The organism is Sulfurimonas paralvinellae, assembly GCF_014905135.1.
Lineage (GTDB): Bacteria > Campylobacterota > Campylobacteria > Campylobacterales > Sulfurimonadaceae > Sulfurimonas > Sulfurimonas paralvinellae.
In genome coordinates this window covers 1,968,381-1,994,486 of record NZ_CP041406.1, presented here as the reverse complement: position 1 = coordinate 1,994,486, position 26,106 = coordinate 1,968,381, and the positions used below count along the sequence as shown (strand labels likewise).

General features: G+C 39.7%; 23 protein-coding genes. 18 read left to right on the top strand and 5 right to left on the bottom strand.

Annotated elements, in window-relative coordinates:
• Window positions 1–198: 198 nt before the first annotated feature.
• Window positions 199–1,410, top strand: a complete 1,212-nt coding sequence (locus FM071_RS10240) for an OmpP1/FadL family transporter (protein ID WP_193110896.1) — start codon at window positions 199–201, stop codon at window positions 1,408–1,410.
• Between the two features lie 241 nt (window positions 1,411–1,651).
• Here FM071_RS10240 and purM read toward each other — a convergent pair whose 3' ends face one another.
• The gene (purM, locus tag FM071_RS10235) at window positions 1,652–2,650 is read right to left on the bottom strand and encodes a phosphoribosylformylglycinamidine cyclo-ligase (protein WP_193110895.1); all 999 of its coding nucleotides are present in this window, start codon (window positions 2,648–2,650) and stop codon (window positions 1,652–1,654) included.
• Entirely contained in the window at window positions 2,650–2,850 is a 201-nt protein-coding gene (locus FM071_RS10230; RefSeq protein WP_193110894.1) for a YgaP family membrane protein, read from the bottom strand. Before FM071_RS10230 ends, purM begins: the two co-directional genes overlap by 1 nt.
• Window positions 2,851–3,045: 195 nt before the next feature.
• Here FM071_RS10230 and FM071_RS10225 point away from each other — a divergent pair, with 195 nt between their 5' ends.
• The 3 genes from FM071_RS10225 to dapF are packed head-to-tail and all read left to right on the top strand — an operon-like array spanning window position 3,046 to window position 4,961.
• A complete protein-coding gene (locus FM071_RS10225) occupies window positions 3,046–3,594 on the top strand; it encodes a spermine/spermidine synthase domain-containing protein (RefSeq protein WP_193110893.1) in 549 nt (182 codons plus the stop codon).
• Entirely contained in the window at window positions 3,594–4,193 is a 600-nt protein-coding gene (coaE, locus tag FM071_RS10220) for a dephospho-CoA kinase (protein WP_193110892.1), read from the top strand. The genes FM071_RS10225 and coaE overlap by 1 nt, the downstream gene beginning before the upstream one ends.
• A 9-nt stretch (window positions 4,194–4,202) precedes the next feature.
• Window positions 4,203–4,961, top strand: a complete 759-nt coding sequence (gene dapF / locus FM071_RS10215; RefSeq protein ID WP_193110891.1) for a diaminopimelate epimerase — start codon at window positions 4,203–4,205, stop codon at window positions 4,959–4,961.
• A 21-nt stretch (window positions 4,962–4,982) separates the two neighbouring features.
• On the opposite strand, the gene prfA is transcribed toward dapF, so the two are convergent.
• Together prfA and rpsT are read right to left on the bottom strand one after the other, a co-directional pair.
• Window positions 4,983–6,050 (bottom strand): peptide chain release factor 1, encoded by a 1,068-nt coding sequence (gene prfA, locus FM071_RS10210; protein WP_193110890.1) that lies wholly within the window; start codon window positions 6,048–6,050, stop codon window positions 4,983–4,985.
• A gap of 12 nt (window positions 6,051–6,062) precedes the next feature.
• On the bottom strand, window positions 6,063–6,323 hold the full coding sequence (gene rpsT, locus FM071_RS10205) for a 30S ribosomal protein S20 (RefSeq protein ID WP_193110889.1): 261 nt from the start codon (window positions 6,321–6,323) through the stop codon (window positions 6,063–6,065).
• A 208-nt stretch (window positions 6,324–6,531) separates the two neighbouring features.
• Here rpsT and glmM point away from each other — a divergent pair, with 208 nt between their 5' ends.
• The 7 genes from glmM (at window position 6,532) to FM071_RS10170 (ending at window position 13,450) form a co-directional block, all read left to right on the top strand.
• A complete protein-coding gene (gene glmM / locus FM071_RS10200) occupies window positions 6,532–7,872 on the top strand; it encodes a phosphoglucosamine mutase (RefSeq protein WP_193110888.1) in 1,341 nt (446 codons plus the stop codon).
• Window positions 7,865–8,320 carry a signal peptidase II gene (gene lspA, locus FM071_RS10195; RefSeq protein WP_193110887.1) on the top strand — a complete coding sequence of 152 codons (456 nt, stop codon included), beginning with the start codon at window positions 7,865–7,867 and terminating at the stop codon, window positions 8,318–8,320. The genes glmM and lspA overlap by 8 nt, the downstream gene beginning before the upstream one ends.
• A 48-nt stretch (window positions 8,321–8,368) precedes the next feature.
• Window positions 8,369–9,664 (top strand): trigger factor, encoded by a 1,296-nt coding sequence (tig, locus tag FM071_RS10190; protein ID WP_193110886.1) that lies wholly within the window; start codon window positions 8,369–8,371, stop codon window positions 9,662–9,664.
• A gap of 1 nt (window position 9,665) precedes the next feature.
• Window positions 9,666–10,256 carry an ATP-dependent Clp endopeptidase proteolytic subunit ClpP gene (gene clpP, locus FM071_RS10185; RefSeq protein ID WP_193110885.1) on the top strand — a complete coding sequence of 197 codons (591 nt, stop codon included), beginning with the start codon at window positions 9,666–9,668 and terminating at the stop codon, window positions 10,254–10,256.
• Between the two features lie 11 nt (window positions 10,257–10,267).
• Window positions 10,268–11,323 (top strand): GGDEF domain-containing protein, encoded by a 1,056-nt coding sequence (locus FM071_RS10180; RefSeq protein WP_193110884.1) that lies wholly within the window; start codon window positions 10,268–10,270, stop codon window positions 11,321–11,323.
• Window positions 11,324–11,340: 17 nt separating this feature from the next.
• Complete coding sequence (def, locus tag FM071_RS10175; protein WP_193110883.1) at window positions 11,341–11,865, top strand: peptide deformylase; 525 nt, start codon at window positions 11,341–11,343, stop codon at window positions 11,863–11,865.
• A 76-nt stretch (window positions 11,866–11,941) separates the two neighbouring features.
• Window positions 11,942–13,450 (top strand): YifB family Mg chelatase-like AAA ATPase, encoded by a 1,509-nt coding sequence (locus tag FM071_RS10170; protein ID WP_193110882.1) that lies wholly within the window; start codon window positions 11,942–11,944, stop codon window positions 13,448–13,450.
• Here FM071_RS10170 and metH read toward each other — a convergent pair.
• Window positions 13,447–16,932 (bottom strand): methionine synthase, encoded by a 3,486-nt coding sequence (metH, locus tag FM071_RS10165; protein WP_193110881.1) that lies wholly within the window; start codon window positions 16,930–16,932, stop codon window positions 13,447–13,449. The two genes, FM071_RS10170 and metH, sit on opposite strands and share 4 nt — an antisense overlap.
• A gap of 207 nt (window positions 16,933–17,139) precedes the next feature.
• Here metH and FM071_RS10160 point away from each other — a divergent pair, with 207 nt between their 5' ends.
• From FM071_RS10160 to rnhA, 7 genes are all read left to right on the top strand, one after another.
• Complete coding sequence (locus FM071_RS10160; protein WP_193110880.1) at window positions 17,140–17,775, top strand: recombinase family protein; 636 nt, start codon at window positions 17,140–17,142, stop codon at window positions 17,773–17,775.
• Between the two features lie 19 nt (window positions 17,776–17,794).
• Complete coding sequence (gene ccoG / locus FM071_RS10155) at window positions 17,795–19,255, top strand: cytochrome c oxidase accessory protein CcoG (RefSeq protein ID WP_193110879.1); 1,461 nt, start codon at window positions 17,795–17,797, stop codon at window positions 19,253–19,255.
• 64 nt (window positions 19,256–19,319) lie between these two features.
• Window positions 19,320–22,922, top strand: coding sequence for a DUF748 domain-containing protein (locus FM071_RS10150; RefSeq protein ID WP_193110878.1), 3,603 nt, complete (start codon window positions 19,320–19,322; stop codon window positions 22,920–22,922).
• A gap of 55 nt (window positions 22,923–22,977) precedes the next feature.
• Window positions 22,978–24,093, top strand: a complete 1,116-nt coding sequence (locus FM071_RS10145) for a YeiH family protein (protein WP_193110877.1) — start codon at window positions 22,978–22,980, stop codon at window positions 24,091–24,093.
• Between the two features lie 94 nt (window positions 24,094–24,187).
• Complete coding sequence (locus FM071_RS10140) at window positions 24,188–24,655, top strand: hypothetical protein (protein WP_193110876.1); 468 nt, start codon at window positions 24,188–24,190, stop codon at window positions 24,653–24,655.
• Window positions 24,655–25,701: a tetratricopeptide repeat protein gene (locus FM071_RS10135; RefSeq protein ID WP_193110875.1), complete on the top strand. Its 1,047-nt coding sequence runs from the start codon at window positions 24,655–24,657 to the stop codon at window positions 25,699–25,701. The genes FM071_RS10140 and FM071_RS10135 overlap by 1 nt, the downstream gene beginning before the upstream one ends.
• Window positions 25,676–26,104, top strand: a complete 429-nt coding sequence (gene rnhA, locus FM071_RS10130; RefSeq protein WP_193110874.1) for a ribonuclease HI — start codon at window positions 25,676–25,678, stop codon at window positions 26,102–26,104. Before FM071_RS10135 ends, rnhA begins: the two co-directional genes overlap by 26 nt.
• Window positions 26,105–26,106 lie beyond the last annotated feature (2 nt).

Sequence of the window (26,106 nt, the reverse complement as noted above, 5' to 3'; positions counted from 1 at the left end):
AAAAAGCCACTATTATTAATTATATTTATGTACAAAAATACTATAGACTATAATACTAACTATTTTTATTGCAATTATAATATTTTTTTATATCATTTACTTTTCATTTAAGATTCACTTAAATTTTTATCTCCTATAATGCTTGCAATCGAAATAGCTTTTGCTATCTCAATATTTTGATAACTCTGAGGAGAGAAAATGAAAAAAACAATTAAATTAGCAGTTGTAGCTGCTTTAGCTTTAGGTGCAACTTCTGCATTCGCAACAAACGGTGCAGCATTAATCGGTATGGGTGCTAAAGCACGTGGTATGGCTGGTACTGGAATCGGTATGAGCCATGGTGCTGAATCCGCATTAACTAACCCGGCTTTAATTACTACTGTTAAATCTACCGAGATTTCTTTTGGTGGTACTATTTTTATGCCGGATGTTAAAAATGAAAATAATCTTGGTGGTGGGGCTTCAAGTTCTGACAGTGATGCAGACATAAACGTTATTCCTGAAATATCTTTAGCTACTAAAATTAATGATAATTTTTATGTAGGTGTAGGTATGTGGGGAACAGGCGGTATGGGTGTTGATTATCGTGATGCTAAAATTGATACGGCTGGTGGAACTCAACTTAACATGGTTACTAATCTTCAGTTAATGCAATTTGGTGTACCTTTGGCATATACAACTGATGGATTCAGCGTAGCTATTACTCCTATCTTACAATATGGTTCTCTAGATATTAATTATGTTTATACTGGAGCACCAATGGCTACTGGAATGGGTGTAGCTCAGGATTTAGCATTTGGATATAACATCGGTGCAGCATATACTTTTGATGCTTTAACGATAGGTGCAGTTTATACATCCGCTATTGATATGGAATATAAAGGTTTTTCAGATGTAATCGGCAACTTTAGTGCTGGTGCTTATGATAATGACAAACTGTCAACACCAGCTCAAATTGGCTTAGGTGCAAGTTATGCATTTGGTGAAAGTACAGTTGCCCTTGATTATAAAAGAATTAAATGGTCAGATGCAAAGGGTTATGAAGATTTTGCATGGGATGACCAAGATGTAATTTCAATTGGTTATGAATATAAAACAAAAAACTGGGCTGCTCGTGCAGGTTATAACTATGCTTCAAGCCCAATTAGTGAGCAAAAAAATGCTACTCCAAATAGTGCTGGTTTAACAGGTGGTGTAATTAATACTTTCAATCTTTTAGGTTTCCCTGCAATTGTTCAATCTCACTATGCAATTGGTGGTACTTATAATGTAAGTGATAAAGCATCTGTAGATGCGGCATTTACATATGCAGCCGAAGAGACTAATACATATACTAACTTTGCAGCTCAAGATATTACTACAAAACACTCTCAAACAGGTGTGAGTCTTCAGTTAAATTACGACTTCTAGTAAGCAATAGTTAATAATTCTCCTTTCTTTAATACCGCCTTTCGGCGGTATTTTTCTACCTTTTTATCTTTTCTTTTCAAATAGAGTCTTTTTAACAAAAAATTTACTTCTTACTCTTTGGTAGTTTTTAATAAATGTAAAATATTGCTTTTGATTGTGGAATAAATTGTCTATTTTTGTTGGAAGTATTTTTTAAGTGCGGTTATTTTTAGAAGCAAGGCTGTGTAACCTTGCCTGTATATTAAATCATTTTTGCTTGGTGTTTGCCTTCTTTAATCTCACCAATAAGATAAGAACCTTCTGCAGTAGCGAGAACTTTTTCAACGTCTTTTTCATCAACGACAAGAATCATACCGACACCCATATTGAATGCTCTAAACATTTCATCCCGTGCAACATGTTTGCTCATCAGCTCGAAGATAGGAAGCACTTTAACAGCATCTTCTTTTACTTCTGCCATTAAATTCTCAGGAAGTACACGTGGAAGGTTTTCAACTATACCACCGCCTGTTATGTGTGCCATCGCTACGATCTCGTTTTTGAGAGCTTTGAATGTTTTGACATAGATATTTGTAGGTGTTAAAAGTGTTTCTATTAATGGTTTTCCATTGAAATCATCTTCAAACTTCATGCCCATTTTTTCAAAAAGAACTTTTCGTGCAAGTGAAAAACCGTTTGAGTGAAGACCTGAACTCGGAAGTGCTATAAGTTTATGTCCTGGTTTTACAAGACTAACCCTATCCATTTCAGATTTCTCAGCAACACCTACGGCAAAACCGGCAAGGTCATAATCATCTTCGGAGTACATTCCAGGCATCTCAGCAGTTTCACCGCCGATAAGTGCACATTCACTTCTCACGCAGCCCTCTGCAATGCCGGCTACAACATTTGTAGCGACATTGACATCGAGTTTACCTGTTGCGTAATAATCTAGAAAGAAGCTCGGTGTTCCAAAGTTACAGATAAGGTCATTGACACACATTGCAACGAGGTCGATTCCCACAGTGTTATGAATACCGCTGTCGATTGCGAGTTTGAGTTTTGTACCCACACCATCAGTTGCTGCCAGCATAACAGGCTCATTAAAGCTTTTTGGCAGTTCAAATGCACCGGCAAAAGAACCGATACCGCCGAGAACACCCGGAATTTTTGTTTTTTTTACGAAAGGCTTGATGTTTTCAACAAAACTGTTTCCCGCGTCAATATCGACACCGGCATCTTTATAGGAAATTTGACTCATTATTTTTGCTCCGAATCTTGAGGTAAATCACATTTTTTTGAAATAATACAAAGTGGGCAGAAGTTCGCAATTCCTGCAATAAGAGGAATGATTCCCAAATAGAACCAGTAGATACCGGTAACTATGCCTGCAATGATAAGTGCAGTACCAAAGAAGATGCGAAATACTCTACAGAACTTTCTGATTTTATTGAAATCCATTGTGATACCTTTAGATTTATATTAATTTGTTGTAATTATATCTATAATTAAGTAAAATTAATCCAAAAGTGGCTAAAATCCTTTTCAACTTAAACAACTTATTAGCTAACTCTAAACGAGGACAAATCCTCGCTTCACTCTGAGCCTCTTGTTAGAGCTAGTTAATAAGTTTAAACCAACAAGGATTAGGAAAAAATGAAAGATTTTAGATATAACGAAATGATGGTTCATGTGCCATTATGTACACATAAAGAGCCAAACAACGTACTTATTATCAGCAGTGATGCAGCACCGCTTGTTGCTGAAGTGCAAAAACACATCGATGACATTAGTTGTGATGTGATCTCTGCAGATGCAAATGCTCTACGTGAGGTAGAAGACAATAAATATGATGTTGTCATCTCAGAGCTTGAGCATGATGCGGCAGTGCTTGCACACATCAGTCGCGTTCTTAATGAAGAGGGATTGGTAGTGCTTCCTGTTTCACCGCTAAAAAATGTGGATGAGAATAGTACAACTTTTAGTATTTTAGGAAAATATGCGAAGATTGTTATGCCGTTTCGTTCAGGCGGCTGTACAACGGCGGTGCTTGCTTCCAAAGAGTACCATCCAACGGCTGATATCATCTTAAACCGTGCGGATCTGCTTGACTCTCTGGAGTATTACAACTCTGACATTCACCCTGCATCGTTTGCAATGGGGAATGATGTTCGCAAGAACTACAAAGGTATCATTAAAAACTAATGGCTTATGAGTATGCTATCGCGCTAACCGGCTCTATTGCAACGGGTAAAAGCACCGTTGCTTCTTTGCTTGCTTTAAACGGCATGCGGGTCATTGATGCCGATACTATTTCTCATGAGATATTAGAATCTTCGAAAGAGTGGGTGCGTGAGACGTTTGGAGAAGAGTATATAACTTCAGCTGGCAAAGTCGACAGAGCGAAACTCGGTGCTTACATCTTTTCTCATCCTGAGGCCAAAAAACTCCTTGAAGATTTTCTGCATCCAAAAATTAAAGCGGAGATAGAAAAGCGAAGTGAGGAGCAGGATAAGTTCAAATTCCCCTATCTCATTGATATTCCCCTCTTTTTTGAAAATGCCAACTATCCCATACAAGAGTCTGTCGTTGTCTATACCCCTGCAGATATTCAGCTGGAGCGTTTTATGAAACGTAACGGCTACTCTGAAGAGGAGTCATTGAAACGTATCGCTTCACAGCTGCCGATAGATGAGAAAAAAGAGCGCTCGACTTGGGTTATTGACAATTCAAAAGATCTCAAACATTTGCAAAATGAAGTGGAACTGTTTGTAGATAAAATCAAAAAGATTTATAAAAAGTAGGAGAGTATGATGCGAGTAGCTAAATACAGTGCTAACGGAAACGATTTTGTAATTTTTCATGCCAATGAAAAAGCAGAGCGTTATGATCTTGCAAAAGAGATCTGTCATCGTCAAGAAGGCATTGGTGCTGATGGTTTGATAGTAGTCGTGCCTCACGCAGAGTATGATTTCGAGTGGGAGTTTTACAACTCTGACGGCTCTCACGCAGATATGTGCGGTAACGGCAGTCGTGCCTGTGCACATTATGCTTACAACAACAATCTTGCTCCTGCAAAGATGAGCTTTTTAACGGGAGCAGGTATTATCAATGCCGAAGTGACGGACAATACACCAAGAAGCGGCATGGTACTCTCAGAACTCACACCGCCTGAGATAATCGATGACTCTATAGAATTTAATGGGCACAACTGGTGGCTCATAAACACTGGTGTGCCGCATCTTGTGCGTTTTACGGAAAATATTGAAGCGTTTGACATTGAAGAGGCGCGTGAGCTGCGTTATGTTTACAATGCCAATGTCAATGTAATGCATGTCGTTGACGGTAATCTTCGCGTGAGAACATATGAGCGCGGTGTTGAAGATGAGACCTTAGCATGCGGAACGGGTATGGCAGCCTCTTTTTACAGAGCATACAAAGAGGGAAAGGTACAAAACAACATAGAAGTTTATCCGACAAGTGGTGATACGCTCTATCTTGGCGTGAATGAGAGAACGATAACATTTAAAGGTCGTGTGAAAAAAACGTTTGAAACGGAGTGGGAAACTTAAAAGAAAGTAAGAAGCGGAGGCTTATAGCCCTGCTGCTTCTACTATTTTTGCTTGATGGTCCGCTATGAGCGGATCGATGATCTCGTCAAAAAGACCACCGCTCATAATTTCATTCAAGCGGTAAAGCGTTAAATTTATTCTGTGATCGCTTATGCGGTTTTGCGGGTAGTTGTAGGTTCGAATACGACCGCTTCTATCACCTGTTCCAACCTGTGCCGCACGTTCTGCTGCATTTTCAGACTGTTGTTCTTGCATCTGCAGATCAAAAAGTCTCGCTTTTAAGACTTTCATCGCTTTTTCTTTATTTTTGTGCTGTGATTTTTGGTCTTGGTTGGTTACAACGATGCCGCTTGGCAGGTGTGTGATACGGACAGCGGAGTCTGTTGTGTTGACCGATTGACCGCCACAACCGCTTGAACGCATAACATCTATCTTGAGGTCATTTTCATTGATTTCAATCTCAACATCATCGACCTCCGGCATAACCGCTACGGTAATTGCCGATGTATGGACACGCCCCTGACTTTCTGTTTGTGGTACACGCTGAACACGGTGTGTTCCGCCTTCGTATTTCAACCGACTGTAAACCTGTTCACCTTTGATAAGGGCAATGATCTCTTTGTATCCGCCGGCATCTGACGGTGAACTGCTCATTATCTCGATATTCCATCCTTTGAGATCGGCATATCGAGTGTATGCACCAAATAGATCCCCAACGAAGATAGCTGCTTCATCACCACCTGCACCGGCACGTAGTTCGACGATAATATTACGATCATCATTTGGATCTTTTGGGAGAAGGAGCATTTTTATCTCCTCTTCAATCTCTGGCAGCTGCGGCTCAAGGTCTTTGAGTTCCTCTTTTGCCATGTCCGCCATCTCCGGATCGCCAAGCATCTCTTTTGAGTCTGCTATCTCTTCGATGAGGGCTTTATACTCTTTTGCTTTTTCAACGATCGGTAAAAGGGAAGATTGTTCTTTGGAGAGTTCTGTCATCTTTTTGATGTTAGAGGTGATATCAGGAGAACTTAGCAGATCGCTAAGTTCATTATAGCGGTTGATAAACGGGGTAAGTTTATCTGCTAACATATGCTGTTAGCCTTATATAGCGTTTACAGCTCTGTGAAGACGGCTTACTTTTCTAGCTGCAGTTTCTTTTTTAAGAATACCTTTGCTAACGAATTTATGAATTTGTTTGTTAGCGATTTGGAATGCTGCTTGTGCTTCTTCTTTGTTACCAGCTTCGATAGCTGAACGTACTGCTTTTACAATGTTTTTAAGACGAGTTCTATAGAAACGATTACGCTCTGTACGAACGATAGTCTGGCGAATTCTCTTAATTGATGACTTGTGATTTGCCATTTATTTAGTCCTTCTTGGGAATTTAAGTGCGCAATAATAGCTTAAAGATAATTAAAATTAAGTTAAAGGGTGGTAAAATATGTCGAATTTGCGGAATAAGCATTTGATAAGCTTCACAAAAAGAGAGCAAATCCTCCCTGCGGTCTGAGTCTCTTTTTGTAAATCTTATAAAATGCACTGCAAATCGAATATTTTAAATGGAGTGGATATGAAACTATTTGGTACTGATGGCGTGAGAGGTGAGGCGGGTTCATTTTTACGGGCAGAGGTTGCTATGAAGCTGGCGATGGCGGCTGGGATTTACCTGAAAAAAACGGCTGTGACGAACAGGATTCTTGTCGGTAAAGATACGCGTCGCAGCGGCTACATGATAGAAAATGCACTTGTGAGCGGATTAACGGCCGTTGGTTTTGATGTAATAGAGGTTGGGCCGATGCCTACTCCTGCCATTGCTTTTATTACTGAAAATATGCGTTGTGATGCGGGGATCATGATCTCTGCTTCGCATAACTCTTTTGAAGACAATGGTATTAAATTTTTTGACGGTCATGGAGATAAGTTTTCCAAAGAGACAGAAGAGAGAATAGAAGCGATCTTTTTTGATGATGATCAACTGCGTGAGGCACAGGTTACAGGAAAACAGATAGGAAAGGCAAAACGCATCGATGATGTTATCGGGCGTTATATAGTTCAGCTCAAAAACTCGTTTCCAGTGGAGATGACGCTACAGGGTATGCGCATTGTACTCGATACAGCAAATGGAGCGGCGTATAAGGTAGGGCCTACCGTTTTGGAAGAGCTGGGTGCGGAAGTGATTGTACTGCATGATCAGCCGGATGGTTTCAACATCAATGAAAACTGTGGAGCGCTGCATACAAAAGATCTGCAAAATGCCGTTGTGAAATACAGAGCCGATCTTGGGATAGCGCTTGACGGAGATGCAGACCGTGTTGTCATCGTCGATGAACAGGGTGCTGTCGTCGATGGCGATCAGCTGCTTGGCGTGCTTGGTGTTTATATGCATGAGCGAGGTGTGCTCAAAGGTAACGGCATCGTCGCTACCGTGATGAGCAACAAAGGGCTGGATGATTATCTGCAATCTTTTGGCCTTTTACTGCATCGTTCAGATGTCGGTGATAAAAATGTGCTTGAGATTATGAAAAAAGAGGGTATTAATTTTGGTGGTGAGCAGAGCGGACATGTCATTATGCATGATTTTGCGAAGACGGGTGACGGGCTTGTCTCAGCGCTTGCTGTTTTGGCGCTCATTATCGATAAAAAGAAAAAAGCCTCCGAGGTGTTGCGACCTTTTAGCCTCTATCCGCAAAAACTTGTGAATCTGAATGTAAAAGAGAAAAAACCGCTTGAAAACATTGCCGATCTGCGTGAGCAGCTCGATGCTTTAGAAGCAGAGGGTATTCGCCAGCTTATCCGCTACTCGGGAACAGAGAATAAACTGAGAGTTTTACTCGAAGCCAAAGATGACAAACTGATGCAAGAGCGAATGGATGCCCTTGTCTCTTTTTTTAAAAAAGCGCTCAATGACTAATCATACACTGCGACTGCTAGCAATACTGCTTTTTTCGCTTGCGGGTATTTTCATCATTGACCAAAACATCAAAGCACTCTTTGTGGATGGCTTTCGCTACTATACGGAGTGTATCGATCTCATCCTTGTATATAATAAGGGTGTTGCTTTTTCTATGTTCGCTTTTTTGCAGGAGTATTTAAAATATATTCAGCTTGTTTTGGTTTCCGGTGTCCTCATTTATGTTATTTACCTGCGAAAAATTTGTTATGCGATGCCTGTGGGTATTTTGCTCGGCGGTGCTTTTTCGAACATTTACGACCGTTTCATTCACGAAGGTGTGGTCGATATGGTCTACTGGCACTGCGGTTTTAATTTTGCTGTCTTTAATTTTGCCGATGTGATGATAGATTTGGCTGTTGTATGGCTGCTTATTTTAAACTTTAAACCACAGTTATGTAAAAGTTAGTTCAATTTTGGTATAATTGCCCAAAATAATATAGTGCGAAGGAAATTGATGGAAATCAAAGCAAACAAAATTAATGGCGCAAATGCTGAAATCGAAGCGACAATCTCAACAGATGAGGTAAACGCTAACGTAGAGAAAATTGCAAAACAACTTTCTAAAACTGCTAATGTTCAAGGGTTTAGAAAAGGGAAAGTTCCTGTTGCAATCATCAAAAAACAGTATGGACAAAAACTTGTTGAAGATGCAGAAGCAGAAGCATTGCGTGAGGTGCTCTCAAAAGGGCTTGATGAATTAAAAATCGCTAACGAGTCACTAATCGGTGAGCCGACTATCTCAAAATTTGACAAAAGCGATGACAAAATCGAAGTAGCTGTAAAAGTTGCTATGCGTCCTGAAATCAATTTGGACGATGTTGATGCTTTGGTTCCAGACTTTAAAAAACCCGAAGTAAGCGACAAAGAGGTTGAAGAGAGAATCAAAGAGATCGCTGAAGGTCAGGCACCGCTTGTAAACATCAAACGTAACCGTAAAATGAAAGAAGGTGATACTGCTGTTATCGACTTTGAAGGTTTTGTTGACGGAAAAGCATTCGAAGGCGGAAAAGCTGAAGGATTCGAGCTTCTTTTAGGTTCAGGTCAGTTCATTCCAGGTTTTGAAGACCAGCTTATCGGCGTAAAACGTGACGAAGAAGTTGAACTTAACGTAACTTTCCCTGAGAACTACGGTTCAAAAGAACTTGCCGGTAAAGAAGCGATGTTCAAAGTAAAAGTTAATCAGGTAAAAGTAAAAGATGAGGTGGAAGTAAATGACGAACTTGCACAAAAACTTTTACAAAAAGAGGACGCTACTTTAGATGAGTTAAAAGCTGAAGTGAAAAAAGCGATCGAGCAGGAGAAACTTGCAAAACTTTACAATGATGAGCTAAAACCTAAACTTTTAGAAGCGATGGTTGAAAAACTTGACTTTGATCTTCCAGAGTTCGTTGTAGAACAAGAGATTGACATGGCTGTAAACAAAAAAGCTTCTGAAATGAGCGAAGATGAGATTAAAGAGCTTCGTGAAAACCCTAAGAAATTAGAAGAACTTCGTGAAACATTTAGAGCAGATGCAGAAAAAAGTGTAAAAGCTACATTTATCATTGACGCACTTGCTCAAAAGCTTGGTGTAAAAGTCGAAGAACAGGAAGTTATGCAGACTATCTACTTTGAAGCAATGCAAATGGGTCAAGATCCGCAAAAAGCATATGAAAGCTACAAAGATGCAGGATACCTTCCGGCTATTCAAATGTCTATGGTAGAAGACAGAGTGTTAAGCACACTTTTAAACAAGAAGATAGAAGAGTAATATGAGTTATATTCCTTATGTAGTTGAAAAAACAGGGCGCGGTGAGCGTTCTTACGATATCTATTCACGTCTTTTAAAAGATCGCATCGTTATGCTCAGCGGTGAAGTGAATGATGCTGTCGCTTCGACTATTGTTGCGCAGTTCTTGTTCCTTGAAGCGGAAGATCCTGAGAAAGATATCTACTTCTACATCAACTCTCCGGGCGGTGTTGTAACAGCAGGAATGGCGATCTATGATACTATGAATTACATCCGTCCTCATGTCGCAACTATCTGTATTGGTCAAGCGGCATCTATGGGTGCGTTCTTGCTGTCATCAGGAGAGAAAGGCAAGCGTTATGCGCTGCCGCATGCCCGTATTATGATTCACCAGCCACTTGGCGGTGCACAGGGTCAGGCGACTGATATCGCAATTCAGGCAGAAGAGATTCTTCGTATGAAAAAAGAACTCAATGAGATTTTGTCAAAAAATACAGGACAGGATATCAAAACAATCGAAGCCGATACAGACCGTGACAATTTCATGAGTGCAGCAGAAGCACAGGAGTACGGAATGATTGACGAAGTTCTTACAAAGAGCGATAAAGAGTAAAGGATTTAATAATGGCAGGTACACTAAAGAGAAAGAAAAGTCGTAGAAATATTGATGAAACGAGTTCTGAAGTAGATATGCCTGTCATTAGTGCTCTTGATATGGATAATCCGTCAAGTGATATAGAGATTTATGCCAAAGAGGTCTTAAATGCACTCATAGCCGATAATCTTCCTCCGACACCAAATAACTTTTCACTTTACTTTGACAGACTTTTAGAAGATAAAAGTGAAAACCTTCGTAAACAGATTCACTCTATTTTGGAACTTGAAGAGAATAATGACGATGAAAACACCATCGCACTTGAACAAAGTTTAAAACAGGGATTTAGTTCGATAAAAGGCATCTTGGGTGTTACGGCGAATCTTTACAAGAATATGTCACTTATGACAAAGATCTTGGAGAAGAGAAAAGAGGAGCTTGCAGATAAACCTGAAGCGAAAGAGGCTTTAGCGATTATCTCCACCTTGGAAAACGATGTCACAAAACTCAACTCCATTTTAAAAACGCAAAGTACGCAGATGCGTTCCATCTACGACGATACTGCCAAGATTGTTAAAAACGTTGAAAATGAAACTATCTTTGACAATCAGTTCGGCGTTTATAATAAACGCTACCTCTTAACGAAAATCGAACAGGAGATGGGACTTATCAAAGAGTTTCATCATAAAAGTTCTTTGATCATGATAGAACTCTCCCGTGAACTTAAAAAGAGCGTTAAAAATGACAAAGCGGTTCTTTTGATGATACGAACAATTGCACGATTGTTGTTAAAAACTTCACGCAGAAGTGATATTGTCGCGCATTACGGCAACGGTGTCTTTTCAATGCTTTTAAAACATACAGATATAGAGAGTGCGAAAAAAGCGAGTGAGCGTCTTTGCGAGCTTGTTTCAAATTCTAACTTCTTTTTGGCTGACCGTGAGATACAGTTGAAAATCTCTATCGGTGTGACAGATATTGATCCGGAATTTTCTGTTGAAGAGATTGTGGTAAGCGCGCTTGACGGAATTGAAAAAGCGTATGAATTGAAAAATACAGACTATGCAGTGTCACTGAGAAAATAGGAATATATTTAAAGAAAATGAAGTTACAAATAGTCGAATATCCAGATAAAAGACTGCGTCAAAAATCCCAAGAGGTAAAAGTTTTTGATGAAAAACTACATGAATTGCTTGATGCGATGCACCCGTTTATGATAGAGACGAATGGTATCGGACTTGCCGCTATTCAGGTCGCTCATCCGATTCGGGCACTTGTTATCAATCTGCCAGATGAAGAGGGTGAACAGCACCCTGAAAATCTTCTTGAGATCATCAACCCCGTCATTGTATCCAAAGCGGGAGAGACAACTTATCAGGAGGGTTGTTTGAGTGTTCCCCAGTTTTATGAAGATGTGAAGCGCCATGATATGATAACGATCAATTATCAAGACAGAGAAGGCAACACGAAAACACTTGATGCAGATGGCCTTTTAGCTATAGCCATTCAACACGAGATGGATCATCTGGAGGGTATCTTGTTTATCGACCATCTCTCCTATGCTCGTCGTAAAAAGTTTGAAAAAGAGTATAAAAGAATGCAAAAAGAGCGTAAAAAATCCAAATAATATGACGTTTTGTCATATTCTTCCTTTTTAAATTCAAAAAATATTACTATAGCAGCAACGAAAGAGAGGCTGCTTTATGAAAAAAATTCAATGTGCGACAAATGAAGGAATCGATGCGAGAGTAGTTGCCGTAGAGGCAACACTAACAAAAGGCTTACCTTCTTTCTCCATTGTCGGAATGGTCTCGACTGCCATTTCAGAGGCGCGTGAGAGAGTGAAGTCTGCTCTTTTAAGTAATGATTTTTCTTTTCCTCCCAAGCGGATAACGCTGAACCTCTCTCCTAGTGAACTTTCTAAATCGGGTTCTCATTTCGATCTTAGCATCGCTCTTTTGATACTGCTCAATGAGAGTGAAGAAGATTTTTCGGAGTGGTTCGTATTTGGTGAACTTGGCCTTTCGGGTGATGTCAAAGAGAATATACAGCTCTATCCGCTCATCCTCTCCTTAGCCAATCAGGGTGTAATTCAAAAGGCAATTGTCCCTAAAGAGTCGCTGGAGAAACTCTCAAAAATTCCTGATGTCTCATTTTACGGTGTTTCCACGCTCAATGAAGCAGTAAAACTTTTAAAAGATCAGGCAAATGCAGAGCCTGTGCAGCAAAACAGCTCTATAGAGTATCCGTTTTATGAACTTGGCAATGCAAAATACTACTATGTAAAAGAGTATATAGAGGACTTTAAAGATGTAAAAGGACAAGAAATCGCTAAAAGAGCAGCACTCATTGCTGCTGCCGGATTTCATAATATCTTACTCGAAGGAAGTCCAGGATCAGGAAAGAGTATGATCTCTTCACGACTTCGTTATATCTTACCGCCGATGCAGATGCCGGAGATTCTTGATATGGCGAAGCTGCAGATATTAGAAGGGAAAGAACCGCTTTTTAAGCCGCATCGTCCCTTTAAATCGCCGCATCACTCCTCGACACTCGCTTCGGTATTTGGCGGTGGAAGTCATAAAGCCCGTATAGGCGAAGTGGGACTAGCGAACAATGGAGTTTTGTTCTTCGATGAACTGCCTTACTTTTCAAAGTCGGTTTTAGAGGCTTTGCGTGAGCCGATGCAGGACAATAAGATACACATTTCACGTGTCAATGCAAAAGTAGAGTATCCGGCAAATTTTCTTTTTATCGGCGCAATGAATCCTTGTCCCTGCGGAAATCTATTGGATGAGTATAAAGAGTGCAGATGCAACGAGCTTGAAATTCAGAAGTATAAAAATCGTCTTTCTGAGCCATTTTTGGATCGTATTGACATTAATGTCGTGATGCAGAATGTAAAGAATGATGACAAGGCGAGCGTGGGTTCAAAAGAGCTGCATAAAAAGGTGGTTGCTGCAAATATTTTCCGTCAAAAAAGAAAACAGCAGAATTTCAATGCAAAGATGAGTGATGCTGAGATAGAGAAACACTGTATTATGAGTGAAGCAGCAAGTGAAACACTTGCAATGGCGATAGATCGTTTTAAACTCTCTTTTCGCAGCATTAAAAAGGTGCAAAAGGTCTCCCGAACAATCGCTGATCTGGTTGAAAGCAGTGTTATAGAAAAAGAGCACCTGCTTGAGGCACTCTCTTATAGAAGACGTTAGACATTATAGTAAGTCGCATCAGGATGATAGACAACAAGTGCAGAAGTACTCTGCTCCGGATGAATTTGGAATGTCTCGCTTAATTCTATGCCAAACTCTTCAGGCTTTAAAAGATTAAAGAGCGGTCGGTTGAGTTCAAGATCAGGACAGGCTGCATAACCAAAAGAGTATCGGCTCCCCTGATAACGATTCATTCTTACATCAGCAAGGGTATTTCCCTCATCTTTTGCAATGTTAAGATCGAGTCGAATCTGCTTATGAGCTATTTCGGCAAGGGCTTCGGCAAGCTCAACACCAAGGCCATGGAATTGATAATATTCTGTATAATCACCGCGTTCGTATATCTCATGTTCGACTTCACTCAGCTTACTTCCGGCGCTCACGCAGGTCAAGGCAACGACATCGTGACGATCGGCATGAAAGAAGTCACTCAGTGCTCTGTGTGGTTTTCTTCGCTGTCTTGGGAAGGTAAAAACTTCTTCTGCACGTCCAATAATCTGCTCAAGAGGTTCTCTGTTTATCTCATCTTCACTGAACCATCCTTCATTTTCAGGAAAGATAAGCAGTGAGGTATCATCACTTCTACATGGCCAATAGCCGTAGAGTATGGTCGGCTCAAAGAGCTGCTCCTCTAAAAATCTCGCTTTTAGCTTTTCATAGGCAGGCCAGACAACTTCATCAAGCTGTTTTTGGTATGCCTCTTTGCTCATGCCTTTTGAGCTGTAGCCCCAGCGCGATTTAAAGAGTAGTTTATGGTTGATCCATTCAAAGGCAAGCTCCACCTGTTGCTGCGTGAGCTTGAGTTCCCGTCTTCCCCAAAACGGCGGCGTCGGTACCTCTACATCACGTGAAGGCATCTTTATCTCTTCAAAAGGAGGAATGACGACCTCTTTTTCCTCTTTCTTTTCAATTTGGGGAGCATCCGGATGGAGATTGGTGTCCATATTGCCTGCTTCGATTCTGCTCATAGCAGTTACACCGTCAAAAGCATCTCTACAGTAGAAGATAGGTCCGCTGTAGGCTTTTCGACAGAAATCATCGATAAAAGAGCGGGTAAGTGCGGCACCGCCGAGTAAAACAGGAATTTTTATTCCTTTTTCTTCAAGTGTCGTCAGGTTTTCAAGCATAACCTGTGTTGATTTTACAAGGAGTCCACTCATACCTATTGCTGAGATATTGGCATCTTTTTCCATTGCGTCTAGGAACTGCTCGAGTTCTACTTTGATACCGAGATTTTGTACTTTGTAGCCATTGTTTGATAGAATGATATCGACAAGATTTTTACCGACATCATGAACATCTCCTTTTACGGTACCTAATACAAGGGTTGTATCAACCGCTTTTTCGATCTTTGGCAGGTAGGGGTTAAGAAAATCAACGGTCTTTTTCATAGTCTCAGCTGATTGCAGAACAAAAGGCAGCTGCATTTGCCCGCTTCCAAAAAGTTCACCGATGACCTTCATCGCATCGATAAGAATCTCATTGACGATTTTTTCTGCAGGAATGCGGTGGCGAACCTCTTCGACAAGCGGAATCATCCTCTCTTTGTCCCCATCCATGAGTAGTTTCGCAATCTTCTCTTCATCACTCATTGCAAGATATTCGGCATCTTCGGCTTCATTATCAACTGCCTCTTTTGTGCTGAAGTGTTCAATGAATTTGAAAAGAGGTTCTTCACCACGGTTGAATATGAGGTTGTCGCATATCTCCTGATCTTCTTTACTTATTTTGTTGATAGGGATGATATGTTTTACATTGATGATGACTGAAGTCAGCCCTGCTTCAAGACAGTGGTGCAGGAACATTGAGTTGAGGTATGGACGGGCATCTTTATCAAGACCAAAAGAGATGTTGGAAAGTCCGAGTGTCGTTCCTACTTCAGGGTGGCGCTTGCGAAGTTCGCGGATCGCTTCTATGGTGTTGATACCGGCATCAAGATACTCTTCATCTCCACTTCCGAGTGTAAAGGTAAGTACATCAAATACCAGATCCTCTTTTTTCAGACCGTGTCTCTGTGTTGCTAGATCAATGATGCGTTCGGCAACTGCAATTTTATTTTCGACGGTCTTTGCCATACCGACTTCATCGATTGTCAGGCAGACCAAGGCTGTACCGAACTTTTTGGCAAGTTGGCAGACAGCATCGAATTTCTCTTCACCGTCTTCGAGGTTGACAGAGTTGAGTATCGGGCGTCCACCGATGTTTTTGAGTGCAGTTTCAAGCCCCTTTGTTTGCGTGGAGTCAGGCATAAGCGGTATGGATATCTTTTGGTTGTACATGCCCATAACCGCATTCATGTCCTTTGTCTCGTCACGTCCTGCAAAACCGACATTGACATCAAGGACATGGGCGCCTGCGCGAACCTGCTGCTGTGCTACAGAAAGCGTACCTTCATAATCTTCTGCCAAGAGAAGTTCACGAAAGGCTTTGGAGCCTGTTGCATTGCTTCGCTCTCCCATAAGCAGAGGTGCTGGTTCTTGCATCAGAGGGACTGTAGAGAAGAGTGAAGCAAGAGAGTTTTCCTGCGAACCGCTTGGAGGTCGTGGTGTGATGCTGGCAACTCTGTCAACGAGGGCACGAATATGTTGAGGTGTCGTTCCACAACAACCGCCTAAAAAGCTTACTCCGTCATACTTTAGAAAGTTTTCCTGTTTGTCGGCGAACTCATCAGGTCCCATAGGGTAGTAGGTGTAGCCGCCTCTGTTTTGAGGAAGACCTGCATTGGCATGAACCGAGATCGGTTTACCCCAGAGTTCAGAGAGTGTTTTAACATGTTTTTCAACCTGATCGGGTCCTGTCCCACAGTTAAAACCAAGAGAGAGAATATCAAATGGCTCCATAATGGTGGCAATTGTCTGTGCATCTGTACCAATGAGCATAGAACCGCTAAGCTCGATAGTAACGGATACCATAATTGGAATTTCTACATCTCTTTGACGACAGGCTTCCTGACAGGCATGCAGGGCTGCTTTGATCTGCAGAGGATCCTGACATGTCTCAAGCAAGAATATATCGGCACCGCCGTCGATAAGTCCAAGACAAAACTCTGTATAACCTGCATACATCTCATCATAGCTGATGTGACCGAGTGATGGCAGTTTTGTCCCCGGTCCGATGGAACCCAGACAAAAACGGGGATGTTCTGGGGTAGAGAACTTTTCGCACTGTTTTTTAACCAGCTCTGCCCCGGCTTTTGTGAGCTCATAAGCACGATCGCCGATCTGATACTCATCAAGTACCCATGAAAACGAGCCAAAGGTATTGGTGGTAATGAGATCTGCCCCGGCTGTCAGATAGGCAGAGAAGATATCGTTCATGATCTCCGGTGCTGTCACATTTAACAGCTCATTACAACCTTCATTGCCTTCCCAAGCATCTTCTGGAATCTGATCATCACGCTGCTGCAGTTGGGTACCTATGGCACCATCGATGATAAGGGGGCGTTTGTTGATTGTTTTTAAAAGGTATTGTTTTGTCGTCATATAAGAAATCTTTTACTTTTTTAATAATCTAATGCTACATTTTACCTTGTTACCACATAAAAACTGCTGTATTGTAGTTTTAAAAACAATCTTTTAAGTCAAAATAGAGGTTTAATGACGAAATAAGTTGAAAAACTATTGACTTAATTCGTCAAAAAAGTGTATAATGACGATGAAAATCAATAATTAGTGAGGTTTAATCGTTAAATGGTAATTGCATACATAAGACCAGATAAGAATTTTGCTCCTGTTCATGAACAGTTACAGTTAATAAATTCTTACGCTGTTGCAAATGACCTTATTATTGATGATGAGTTCGTTGACTATACGTCACAAAACAAACGTCTCGAAGATCGAAAAGATGTGACACAATATTTTCAGTCTAAAAATCAAGCGACACTTTTAATCTATGATGTATGGGTGCTCACAACAAATATGGAAGATCTTATTCAGATGTTTTCCTGTTTGTTGAAAAATGAGTTCGCAGTACATTTTATAAAACAATCTGTTATAATGACACAACAGAGCAGTGTGATGCTTGTTTTAGGATTGATGGATCAGCTTCGTCAGAGACTTCAAAACGATTCCAAAAGGGTTATTGGCCGACCTAAAGGGAGTCGTTCGAACTCAAAATTTGATGTTTATATAAATGAAATTATTGCATTTATACGAGAGGGTAAAAGTGTGAGTGAAATGGCACGCCTTTTAAATGTGAGCAGAAGTTCACTAAAAGACTACATAGAGTCACGTGAACTCAAGCAGGTCGCATTTGGATCACTGTTAATGACAGCACCAAAGGATGCAGAAGAACAGGTAATCAATACCATTACCTGTCCAAATTAATTAAATGGGAGAATTATATATGAGTGAAGAAAAAAAAGGTATTAAGATACCGACTCCATGGAGGATAAAGCGCTATTATGTCTACACAATGGCAACGATTGTTGCTTTGGTTTTACCATGGATTGAAGTAAATGGGCACCATTTCTTTCTATTGAGTTTTGACAAAATGAAACTTGATCTTGCTTTTGTTCAATTCGATATGCAAGAGATGTATCTTATGCCGTTTTTATTAATGTTGATGTTCATTACAATTTTTGGGATGACGGTAATGGGTGGACGTGTTTTTTGTGGCTGGGTATGTCCGCAAACTGTATTTCGTGTCATATATCGTGACCTGATAGAGACAAAATTACTGCATCTTCGTAAAAGAATCGGCAACAAGCAACAAGAGCCGGATATGTCCAAGCCTGAAAATAAAGCAAAGAAATTAATTGCTATATTAATATGGACAGTATTAGCGCTTATCGCAGGAGCGGATTTTATGTGGTATTTCGTTCCGCCGGAAGATTTCTTCAAATATCTGCAAAACCCTAGTGAACACATGACTATGATAGGATTTGTTGTCGGAATTGCAGCTTTTCTTATCTATGATATTGTTTTTCTAAAAGAGAACTTTTGTATCTATGTCTGTCCTTATTCTCGTGTTCAATCAGTGCTCTATGATGACCATACCGTTATGGCGATCTATGATGAGCATCGTGGTGGTAAAATATATGAAGATGATGGACACGGCGATCATATAAAGCTTGTTAACAAGCAAAAAGATCTTAAAGAAATTGATCCAAATGCCGAGTGTACGACCTGTGAAAAATGTGTGACGGTCTGTCCGACGCATATTGATATTCGTGAAGGTTTACAGTTAGAGTGTATCAACTGCCTTGAGTGTGTTGATGCGTGTACAACCGTAATGGGTAAACTTGGAAAACCATCGCTTGTGCAATGGTCGAGTGAATATGAAGTAGTAGAAAGAAAAGGAAAAACAAAACTTTTCAGACCTAAAATTATAGGTTATATCGCTGTTTTGATCATCATTACAATTATGCTTGGTTTCATGGCGTCAAAGAAAGAGTATATGCTTTTAAATATCAATAAAGAGACAAGACTTTATGCTGTGAAGCATCCAACGGCTGATAAATTCGTAGTAGATAATTCATATGTCTTCTTACTGCAAAATACGCAGGATAAGCCGATGAAATTTTACTTTGATGTAATACCGCCAAAAGGAATGGAAGGAAAAATAAGAATTGTAAAACCATCCAAACCGTTTAGAGTTGTTCCTGATGTGAAAAAGAAAAAAATCGTAACGCTTTCAACGACAGAAATGCTGGCTGATAATCCAAGAAAAGATACGATTATCCCTATAAAGATTCATGCATTTGCACTTGATAAAGATGGCAAGCCAAGTAAAAAAATCTCTGTATACAGAGATACTATCTTTGTTTTCCCAAAAGAGAGTGTTTTAGGAGTGAAAAAGCAATAACCATACTTTAACCTAAAAAAGGCTAAGCTTCATTAAATACTATTTTATTTAATGGAGTTTGGTTTTGCTTAAAAAAATAATAAAATATCTCTTTTATCTCTTTGTTGCCTATCTGTTTATAGGTTTTTTCATCCTTCCTTTTGTTTTAAAACCACAACTTGTAAAAACTATAGAATATCAAACCAGAACAAAAGTAACCATAGAATCTCTCTCATTTAATCCTCTGATATTTACGCTGAAAGCTTCAAACATTCATTTGAAAGCTCTTGATGATAAGCCACTTTTTGCTTTAAAAAGGCTGGAAATCAATCTCAATCCAAGTTCTTTGCTGTATGGAGCAGTACATTTAAAAGAGCTATCGTTAGTGATGCCTGAAGTGCACCTTGTTTACAATAAAGATAAAAGTATAAATCTTCTCAATGTAATCAAAGAGAACAATCAAACAAAAATATTACACAAAGAGAGTAAAAAGAGTGAACTGCCTAGAATCATCGTCGATAAAATCAAACTTGAAAACGGACGTCTCTATTATACGGATTTCACTCGCAAGACACCTTTTGAATTTTCACTGGAAAATATCGGATTTGCATTAAATGATTTCGATACAAAGAACATTACAAAAAACAGTGCGGGCCTGCGGCTTTATTCTAAGCTTGGTGATGGTGGTTTTGTTGATTTTCAGAGTCAGATTCTCAGTATTGTACCTTTTAAAATAAAAGGTACATTGGATTTTCAGGCGAGTAAACTTTATACTGAGTGGAAGTATATGCAGGATGTTTTAAAACTTGAAGTTGCGGATGGAAAAGTCTCTTTTCATACGAAATACATGTTGAATCTAGATGATATCAATGCAACAAAAATAGATGATCTTAATCTCGCAGTGGATAAACTTCGCATAAAACCAAAAGATGAAGATAGAGATATACTCAATTTGGACAGCCTGTATGTGAAAAATGCTCTCATACTGCCGATGCAGCAAAATGTACAAGTTAAAAAAGTCGGATTACATGGCTTGAAAGTAAAAGCAAAGCGGTATAAAAATGGTTCGATAGACTGGCTTGAACTCACTAAGATGCCAGATAGTGAAATAAATGCAACGCAACAAACACCGCAGGGGGACAATACCTCAAAGCCATGGAATGTTACTCTACAATCGCTTGCTTTGGAGAAAATTTTCTTAGAGTTTAAGGATGAATCGATTGTTCCGAATGTGACAACGACAGTGAAGAGACTTGATATCTATGCAGATGATCTTACGCTTGCAGGTGAGAAACCGTTTTCATATCAGATCAAATTGCAGCTAAATGAGAGCGGTATGTGTGATATCAATGGAACGCTTGCACATAAAAAACTAAACTTGGCAACGTATGCCGTCTGTAAAAATCTGGATATTGCCCATTACAGACCTTACATCGATAAAGCTGCCAAGAAAAATCTGAAAAAATATGATCTCTCTTTAGAACATGCTCTACTCGACCTAGAAGCTGCTGCACAAGTTCAAGAGCATAACAATACACTTGCGATAAATGTCAATGATGCCAATTTGTCTCTCAAAAAGTTGTTTTTAGATAAAACAAGCACAAAAGAGAAACTTGCGCAGTTTAAAGATTTTACAATCAAGGGAATAGTGCTGGACAGTGAAGCAAAAGAGTTGCAAGTTGCGGATGTGGCATTGAATGATTTTACGACGAATGTGGTCCGCTATAAAGATGCAAAGCTCAATGTCGCAGATGTTGTTGTTGCGAAAGAGGCAAAACAAGGTCAAAAACAGCCAAAATCAGCCAAAGCAGAAAAACCTTTTCGCGTAAAGATAAAGCACATAGCGATGAACAATGCAAAAGTACTTGTAGAAGATAGAGCAATCAGCAAGGTACAAAAACAGAGACTTGATAAAATAAATGTCATTGTTCATGATTTTGACATTCAAAAAAGGAGTTGGCTACGATACAAAGCTTCTATGAGGATAAATCGCAAAGGAAAGCTTACTGCGAGTGGAAAGCTACAACATACACCGCTAAAACAATCAGGAACACTCTCTTTGCAGCGACTTTCACTGAAAGAGCTGACCCCCTATCTGCAGGAGCAAAGCTATGTCAGTATAGATGATGGGCGTTTTTCCTTACGGGTAGATGAAAGTTACAGCAAATCAAAAAAATATCCGGATGTGAGAGTACATGGTGAAGCAGCGTTGGATTCTCTCTTTATCAGTAACACAAATGACGTAAACAGTTCACTGTTTTCATTAAATGAGCTTCGCATTAAACCTTTTACTTTAGAGTTGTTTCCAAATAGGCTCTATATAGACAATGTCGCTGTTGATTCTTTTTATGTGGCGGCAAAAATCGATGAAAACAAGACGATTAACTTTGCAAAACTGATGAAGCAAAGCGCTGAGACAAATGAGAACAATGTAACGACTGCAGTTGATAAAAACATTTCTAAAAAAACGAAGAAATCTTTTCCTGTGAAGATTGCAAAGATAAATGTAACAAATGGTAGTGCTTCGTTCAGTGATCTTTCTTTGCCTATAAAATTTAAAACAGATATTCATGACCTCAATGGTGCTGTTTACGCAGTTTCAAACTCACCGGGAGACACGACGTATATAAATATAGACGGAGAAGTGGATAAGTACGGCTCTACAAAATTAAGCGGCAGTGTTGACAGTTTTAACCCCAAAGAGTATACGGATTTGAGTTTCAATTTTAAAAATCTCGATTTGCACAATATGAGTGGCTACAGCGCGTCATTTGCAGGTTATCCGATTGACTCGGGGAAACTCTATCTTGACCTTGGATATCAGATCATGCATTCAGAGTTAAGTGCTACGAATAACATAATGATTAAAAAGATAAAACTCGGCAAAGAGATGGAAGGGGATGATGTCAATCATCTGCCGCTTGGTTTTGTTATAGGACTGCTCGAAGATAGTGATGGCATCATAGATATTGATATGCCAATCAAAGGAAATGTTGATGAACCGGATTTTAAATATGGTGCACTCGTATGGAAAACTTTGGGTAATCTCATCGCAAAAGCGGTCACATCCCCATTTAAGTTTTTGGGTTCTATGATGGGATTGGATGGAGAAGAGCTGGAGTTTATTGCCTTTGAATTTGGAAAAAGTGACATAATGGCTCCTCAGAGAGAAAAACTGGATAAACTGGCAAAACTTATGAATAAACGCCCTAAACTCATTCTGCAGGTCAATGCCGTTTATGATGAGGTTTATGATCTCAAAGCACTTAAACGTCAAAAACTTATTGCAATGGTGATACAAAAAAGCGGTGACGAGAACATTAAGAATAAAAAAACAGCTTTGAATATTGATATGTTGGAAGATCTTTATGCCCAGTTGCATGAAGATGATAAGCAGGAGAAACTCAAGGAGAAACTTGAAAAAGAGTACAAAGATGATGACAAAGCATATGAGCGTGCCTATCAAAATGCTTTAATTGAACTGTGTACACAAATTCAACCGGTAAGCGAAGAAGAGCTTAATGCACTTGCCAAGCAAAGAGTTGTGAAAATTCAAAATTATTTGATTGAACAAAAATCATTGAATGCCCAGCGAGTGGCTGTCGGTAAGCTTGAAAAGCTGCATAAGGGTGATGAAGAAATCGTAAAACTCAATCTTGATATTGAGGTTCAAAGCTCAGATAAATAATTTTTTGCTATAATTGCACCTCTTATTTATAAAAAATTACTATAAAAGGTCTATTATGGCATTTTCACCAGAAAATAGAAAAGGTACTATTTACGGTATCATTTTTGTTGCAATTTTTGCGGCAGCAGCGACATCGATCGCGCAAATCTCATTTGTTAAATCACTGGGTATATCACCACTCGTTATCGGTATCGTACTTGGTATTTTTTATGCAAATACACTTCATAATCATATTCCTAGTGAATGGGGAACGGGTATTACTTTTTCAGGGAAAAAGATTCTTCGTTTTGCTATCGTATTTTATGGTTTTAGAATTACGTTTCAACAAATTATGGAAGTAGGTCTCAGTGGTTTTACTGTTTCACTTATTATGCTTTCAACAACTTTTTTACTTGGAACATACTTAGGTATTAAGGTATTTAAAATGGATAGAGATACTTCTATGCTGACAGCTTCCGGTGCATCTGTATGTGGTGCAGCAGCAGTTCTGGCAACGGAGCCCGTTTTAAAAGCGGAAGGGCATAAAACAGCAGTTGCTGTATCTATGGTTGTTCTTTTTGGTACGATCTCAATGTTTTTATATCCTGTTCTGTATTCTACCATTATTGCACATGCAAGCGGATTTTTACACATGACACCGGAACAGTTTGGTATCTATACCGGAGGAACTATTCATGAAGTAGCACAGGTTGTTGCCGTTCCTGCATCAGTACCAACGGCGACTATCCCTATGGCTGATGTTACTGCTTCTGGTATGACGGCACAGGCACTGCATGACCAAATGGCAAACTCAGCAGTTATTGTAAAAATGACACGTGTTATAATGATTGCTCCGATGCTTATTGTTTTAGGTCTGTATCTTTCTATGCAGGCTAAGAAAACAGGAAAAGCAGGCGATAAACTGCAACTTGTTATTCCTTGGTTTGCGGTATATTTCATCGGTATGGCAGGATTCAACTCTTTAGATCTTGTTCCTCATGAGATTGTCGGAACAATCAACCAGATAGATACTTTCCTTTTAACTATGGCTATGACAGCTCTTGGTATGGGAACAATCTTCTCAAAATTTAAAGGTCTCGGTCTGGCACCGCTTTACACTGCAGGTGCAATGTTCGTGTGGCTTGTTGTCGGTGGTTTCGTAGTCACTAAATTTGTAACTTCGGTTTTATAGGAGAAGAACAAGCTCTTTTTGAGCACTTTAGAAAACTATTTGAAAAAAGATTATATAATCATATAAATAGATTTTTTAAAGGAGCCAAAAAGAGATGTCAGCACTTCCAAATACTCTCAACTCTTTTTGGCTATGGCGCGAAGTTTATGCAAAACTTGGCGTCTCTAATCCTGCTTACAAATACTGGAAAAATACACAAACACTTAAACTTAACAACAAATACATATTCATTGAAAAAGAGACACTGCCGCAAAAACATGCGCATGTCGAGGAGATACTGACAGATCTTTCGGGATACCTGCCGATAAAATATGCTTCTGATCAGCTGCATGTCAATGAACACCTGTTCACAAGTGATAAAATGAAGCTACACAGGGAGTTTGAGTATAAGTTTGTCGAGGATGTAAAGTTTGTCAATATTAAAAAATTCTTCCGTGAAAACGGTATTGATGTGTCTCGAAATTCGTTGATTCAGCTTGGCAGACTCAAAGATATTGAGATAACTCCTGAAGCGAGGTTCTATAATCTCAAGAATGATTACGGCATAGTGGTATATGACTGATGGATATGTTTTTTATAGAGTTTCGTGATCCTCTTTTTTCCATCATTGTCTTCTTTGCCATTATTTTCATCATCACTTTTTTTTCTTATTGGTGGGGACGTTACAGACGTACGCAGGACTCAAAACACCTTGATAGGTTCTTACGGCAGTTTCGTGCGCTGCCTTCAAAAGATGAACTGCAGGTTCTCATATCAAGCGGTGAACTCTCCGAAAAGTCCTGGCTGCTCTTGGCAAATTCTTACTATAAAAACGGCGATTATGAGAAAAGTATAGAGATATATAATGAGATACTTAATGTAGGAAGTAAAGCAAATGCCCGTGAGACAATGTTTTTACTTGGAAAGACCTACTTCAAAGCAGGTTTTTTGGAACGCTCAAAACAGATATTTTTAGAGATACTAAAAGCAAGTCCGAGAACACCGCAGGCGCTTCATTATCTTCTTTTGGTATACGAATACATGAAAGATTATAAATCAGCCTTAGAGGTGCTTGAGCCGCTTGATGAACTTGAGGAAGATGTCAATTTGGAGAGAGCATATCTACTTACACTGCAGACCTTGAGTGATGCTGAGACGGATGAGCGGCAAAAAGCACAAAAACTGCTTGAAATATATGAAACTTATCATTCTCTTTCTTATTTGATATTTGAGTATATCTTTAGAGTGGATGTACAGATAGCATGGCAGCATTTGGATCTTTCAAAAAGTGAGCTTCTTACAGAGCTGCTGTGGCGATGCGATACAAAAGAGCTGGATTTGGATATAATTTCAAAAAGTGCTTTCTTGCGTGAGCTCTATAGTGCCCGCGGTGATATGAAACTTGCAAAGAGCAGTTCCCAGTTTGAGTTGGATATTCTTATAAAACTAGAAGGTAAAGCTCACGCAACACTTACTTTTGAGTACATCTGCGACAACTGTAAAAGTGTTTCTCCTTTTGCATTTAGTCGCTGCAGTTCTTGTCATGCAATTGACAGTGCAAGAGTAGAACTTGGTCTCGGCAGGGATTATGCTAAGGATTTTGGTGAAGAAAATAACTCTTTTCAGTGACGGCAGTGCCCTGGGCAATCCTGGTCCCGGCGGGTATGGTGTTGTATTGCGCTATGGCGACAAGGAAAAAGAACTCAGTGGTTCTGAAGATCATACGACAAATAACAGGATGGAGTTAAAAGGGGTTATAGAAGGCTTAAAGGCTTTAAAAGAGCCTTGTGATGTCGATATTGTCTCGGACTCTTCTTATGTTGTTAAAGGTATCAATGAATGGTTGGACGGTTGGATAAAAAAAGATTTTAAAAAAGTTAAGAATCCGGATCTCTGGAAAGAGTACATAGAAGTTGCAAAACCGCATAAGATACACGCAATTTGGGTGCGTGGTCATGACGGGCATGTTGAAAATGAGCGCTGTGACAAACTAGCCCGTGATGCAGCCCAAAGTGCAAAGGATTTACTCTAATA

What these genes read in the sequence shown, in the direction of transcription:
- FM071_RS10240 (WP_193110896.1), top strand. Translation starts at nt 199, where the DNA reads ATGAAAAAAACAATTAAATTAGCAGTTGTAGCTGCTTTAGCTTTAGGT.
- purM (WP_193110895.1), bottom strand. Translation starts at nt 2,650, where the DNA reads ATGAGTCAAATTTCCTATAAAGATGCCGGTGTCGATATTGACGCGGGA.
- FM071_RS10230 (WP_193110894.1), bottom strand. Translation starts at nt 2,850, where the DNA reads ATGGATTTCAATAAAATCAGAAAGTTCTGTAGAGTATTTCGCATCTTC.
- FM071_RS10225 (WP_193110893.1), top strand. Translation starts at nt 3,046, where the DNA reads ATGAAAGATTTTAGATATAACGAAATGATGGTTCATGTGCCATTATGT.
- coaE (WP_193110892.1), top strand. Translation starts at nt 3,594, where the DNA reads ATGGCTTATGAGTATGCTATCGCGCTAACCGGCTCTATTGCAACGGGT.
- dapF (WP_193110891.1), top strand. Translation starts at nt 4,203, where the DNA reads ATGCGAGTAGCTAAATACAGTGCTAACGGAAACGATTTTGTAATTTTT.
- prfA (WP_193110890.1), bottom strand. Translation starts at nt 6,050, where the DNA reads ATGTTAGCAGATAAACTTACCCCGTTTATCAACCGCTATAATGAACTT.
- rpsT (WP_193110889.1), bottom strand. Translation starts at nt 6,323, where the DNA reads ATGGCAAATCACAAGTCATCAATTAAGAGAATTCGCCAGACTATCGTT.
- glmM (WP_193110888.1), top strand. Translation starts at nt 6,532, where the DNA reads ATGAAACTATTTGGTACTGATGGCGTGAGAGGTGAGGCGGGTTCATTT.
- lspA (WP_193110887.1), top strand. Translation starts at nt 7,865, where the DNA reads ATGACTAATCATACACTGCGACTGCTAGCAATACTGCTTTTTTCGCTT.
- tig (WP_193110886.1), top strand. Translation starts at nt 8,369, where the DNA reads ATGGAAATCAAAGCAAACAAAATTAATGGCGCAAATGCTGAAATCGAA.
- clpP (WP_193110885.1), top strand. Translation starts at nt 9,666, where the DNA reads ATGAGTTATATTCCTTATGTAGTTGAAAAAACAGGGCGCGGTGAGCGT.
- FM071_RS10180 (WP_193110884.1), top strand. Translation starts at nt 10,268, where the DNA reads ATGGCAGGTACACTAAAGAGAAAGAAAAGTCGTAGAAATATTGATGAA.
- def (WP_193110883.1), top strand. Translation starts at nt 11,341, where the DNA reads ATGAAGTTACAAATAGTCGAATATCCAGATAAAAGACTGCGTCAAAAA.
- FM071_RS10170 (WP_193110882.1), top strand. Translation starts at nt 11,942, where the DNA reads ATGAAAAAAATTCAATGTGCGACAAATGAAGGAATCGATGCGAGAGTA.
- metH (WP_193110881.1), bottom strand. Translation starts at nt 16,932, where the DNA reads ATGACGACAAAACAATACCTTTTAAAAACAATCAACAAACGCCCCCTT.
- FM071_RS10160 (WP_193110880.1), top strand. Translation starts at nt 17,140, where the DNA reads ATGGTAATTGCATACATAAGACCAGATAAGAATTTTGCTCCTGTTCAT.
- ccoG (WP_193110879.1), top strand. Translation starts at nt 17,795, where the DNA reads ATGAGTGAAGAAAAAAAAGGTATTAAGATACCGACTCCATGGAGGATA.
- FM071_RS10145 (WP_193110877.1), top strand. Translation starts at nt 22,978, where the DNA reads ATGGCATTTTCACCAGAAAATAGAAAAGGTACTATTTACGGTATCATT.
- FM071_RS10140 (WP_193110876.1), top strand. Translation starts at nt 24,188, where the DNA reads ATGTCAGCACTTCCAAATACTCTCAACTCTTTTTGGCTATGGCGCGAA.
- FM071_RS10135 (WP_193110875.1), top strand. Translation starts at nt 24,655, where the DNA reads ATGGATATGTTTTTTATAGAGTTTCGTGATCCTCTTTTTTCCATCATT.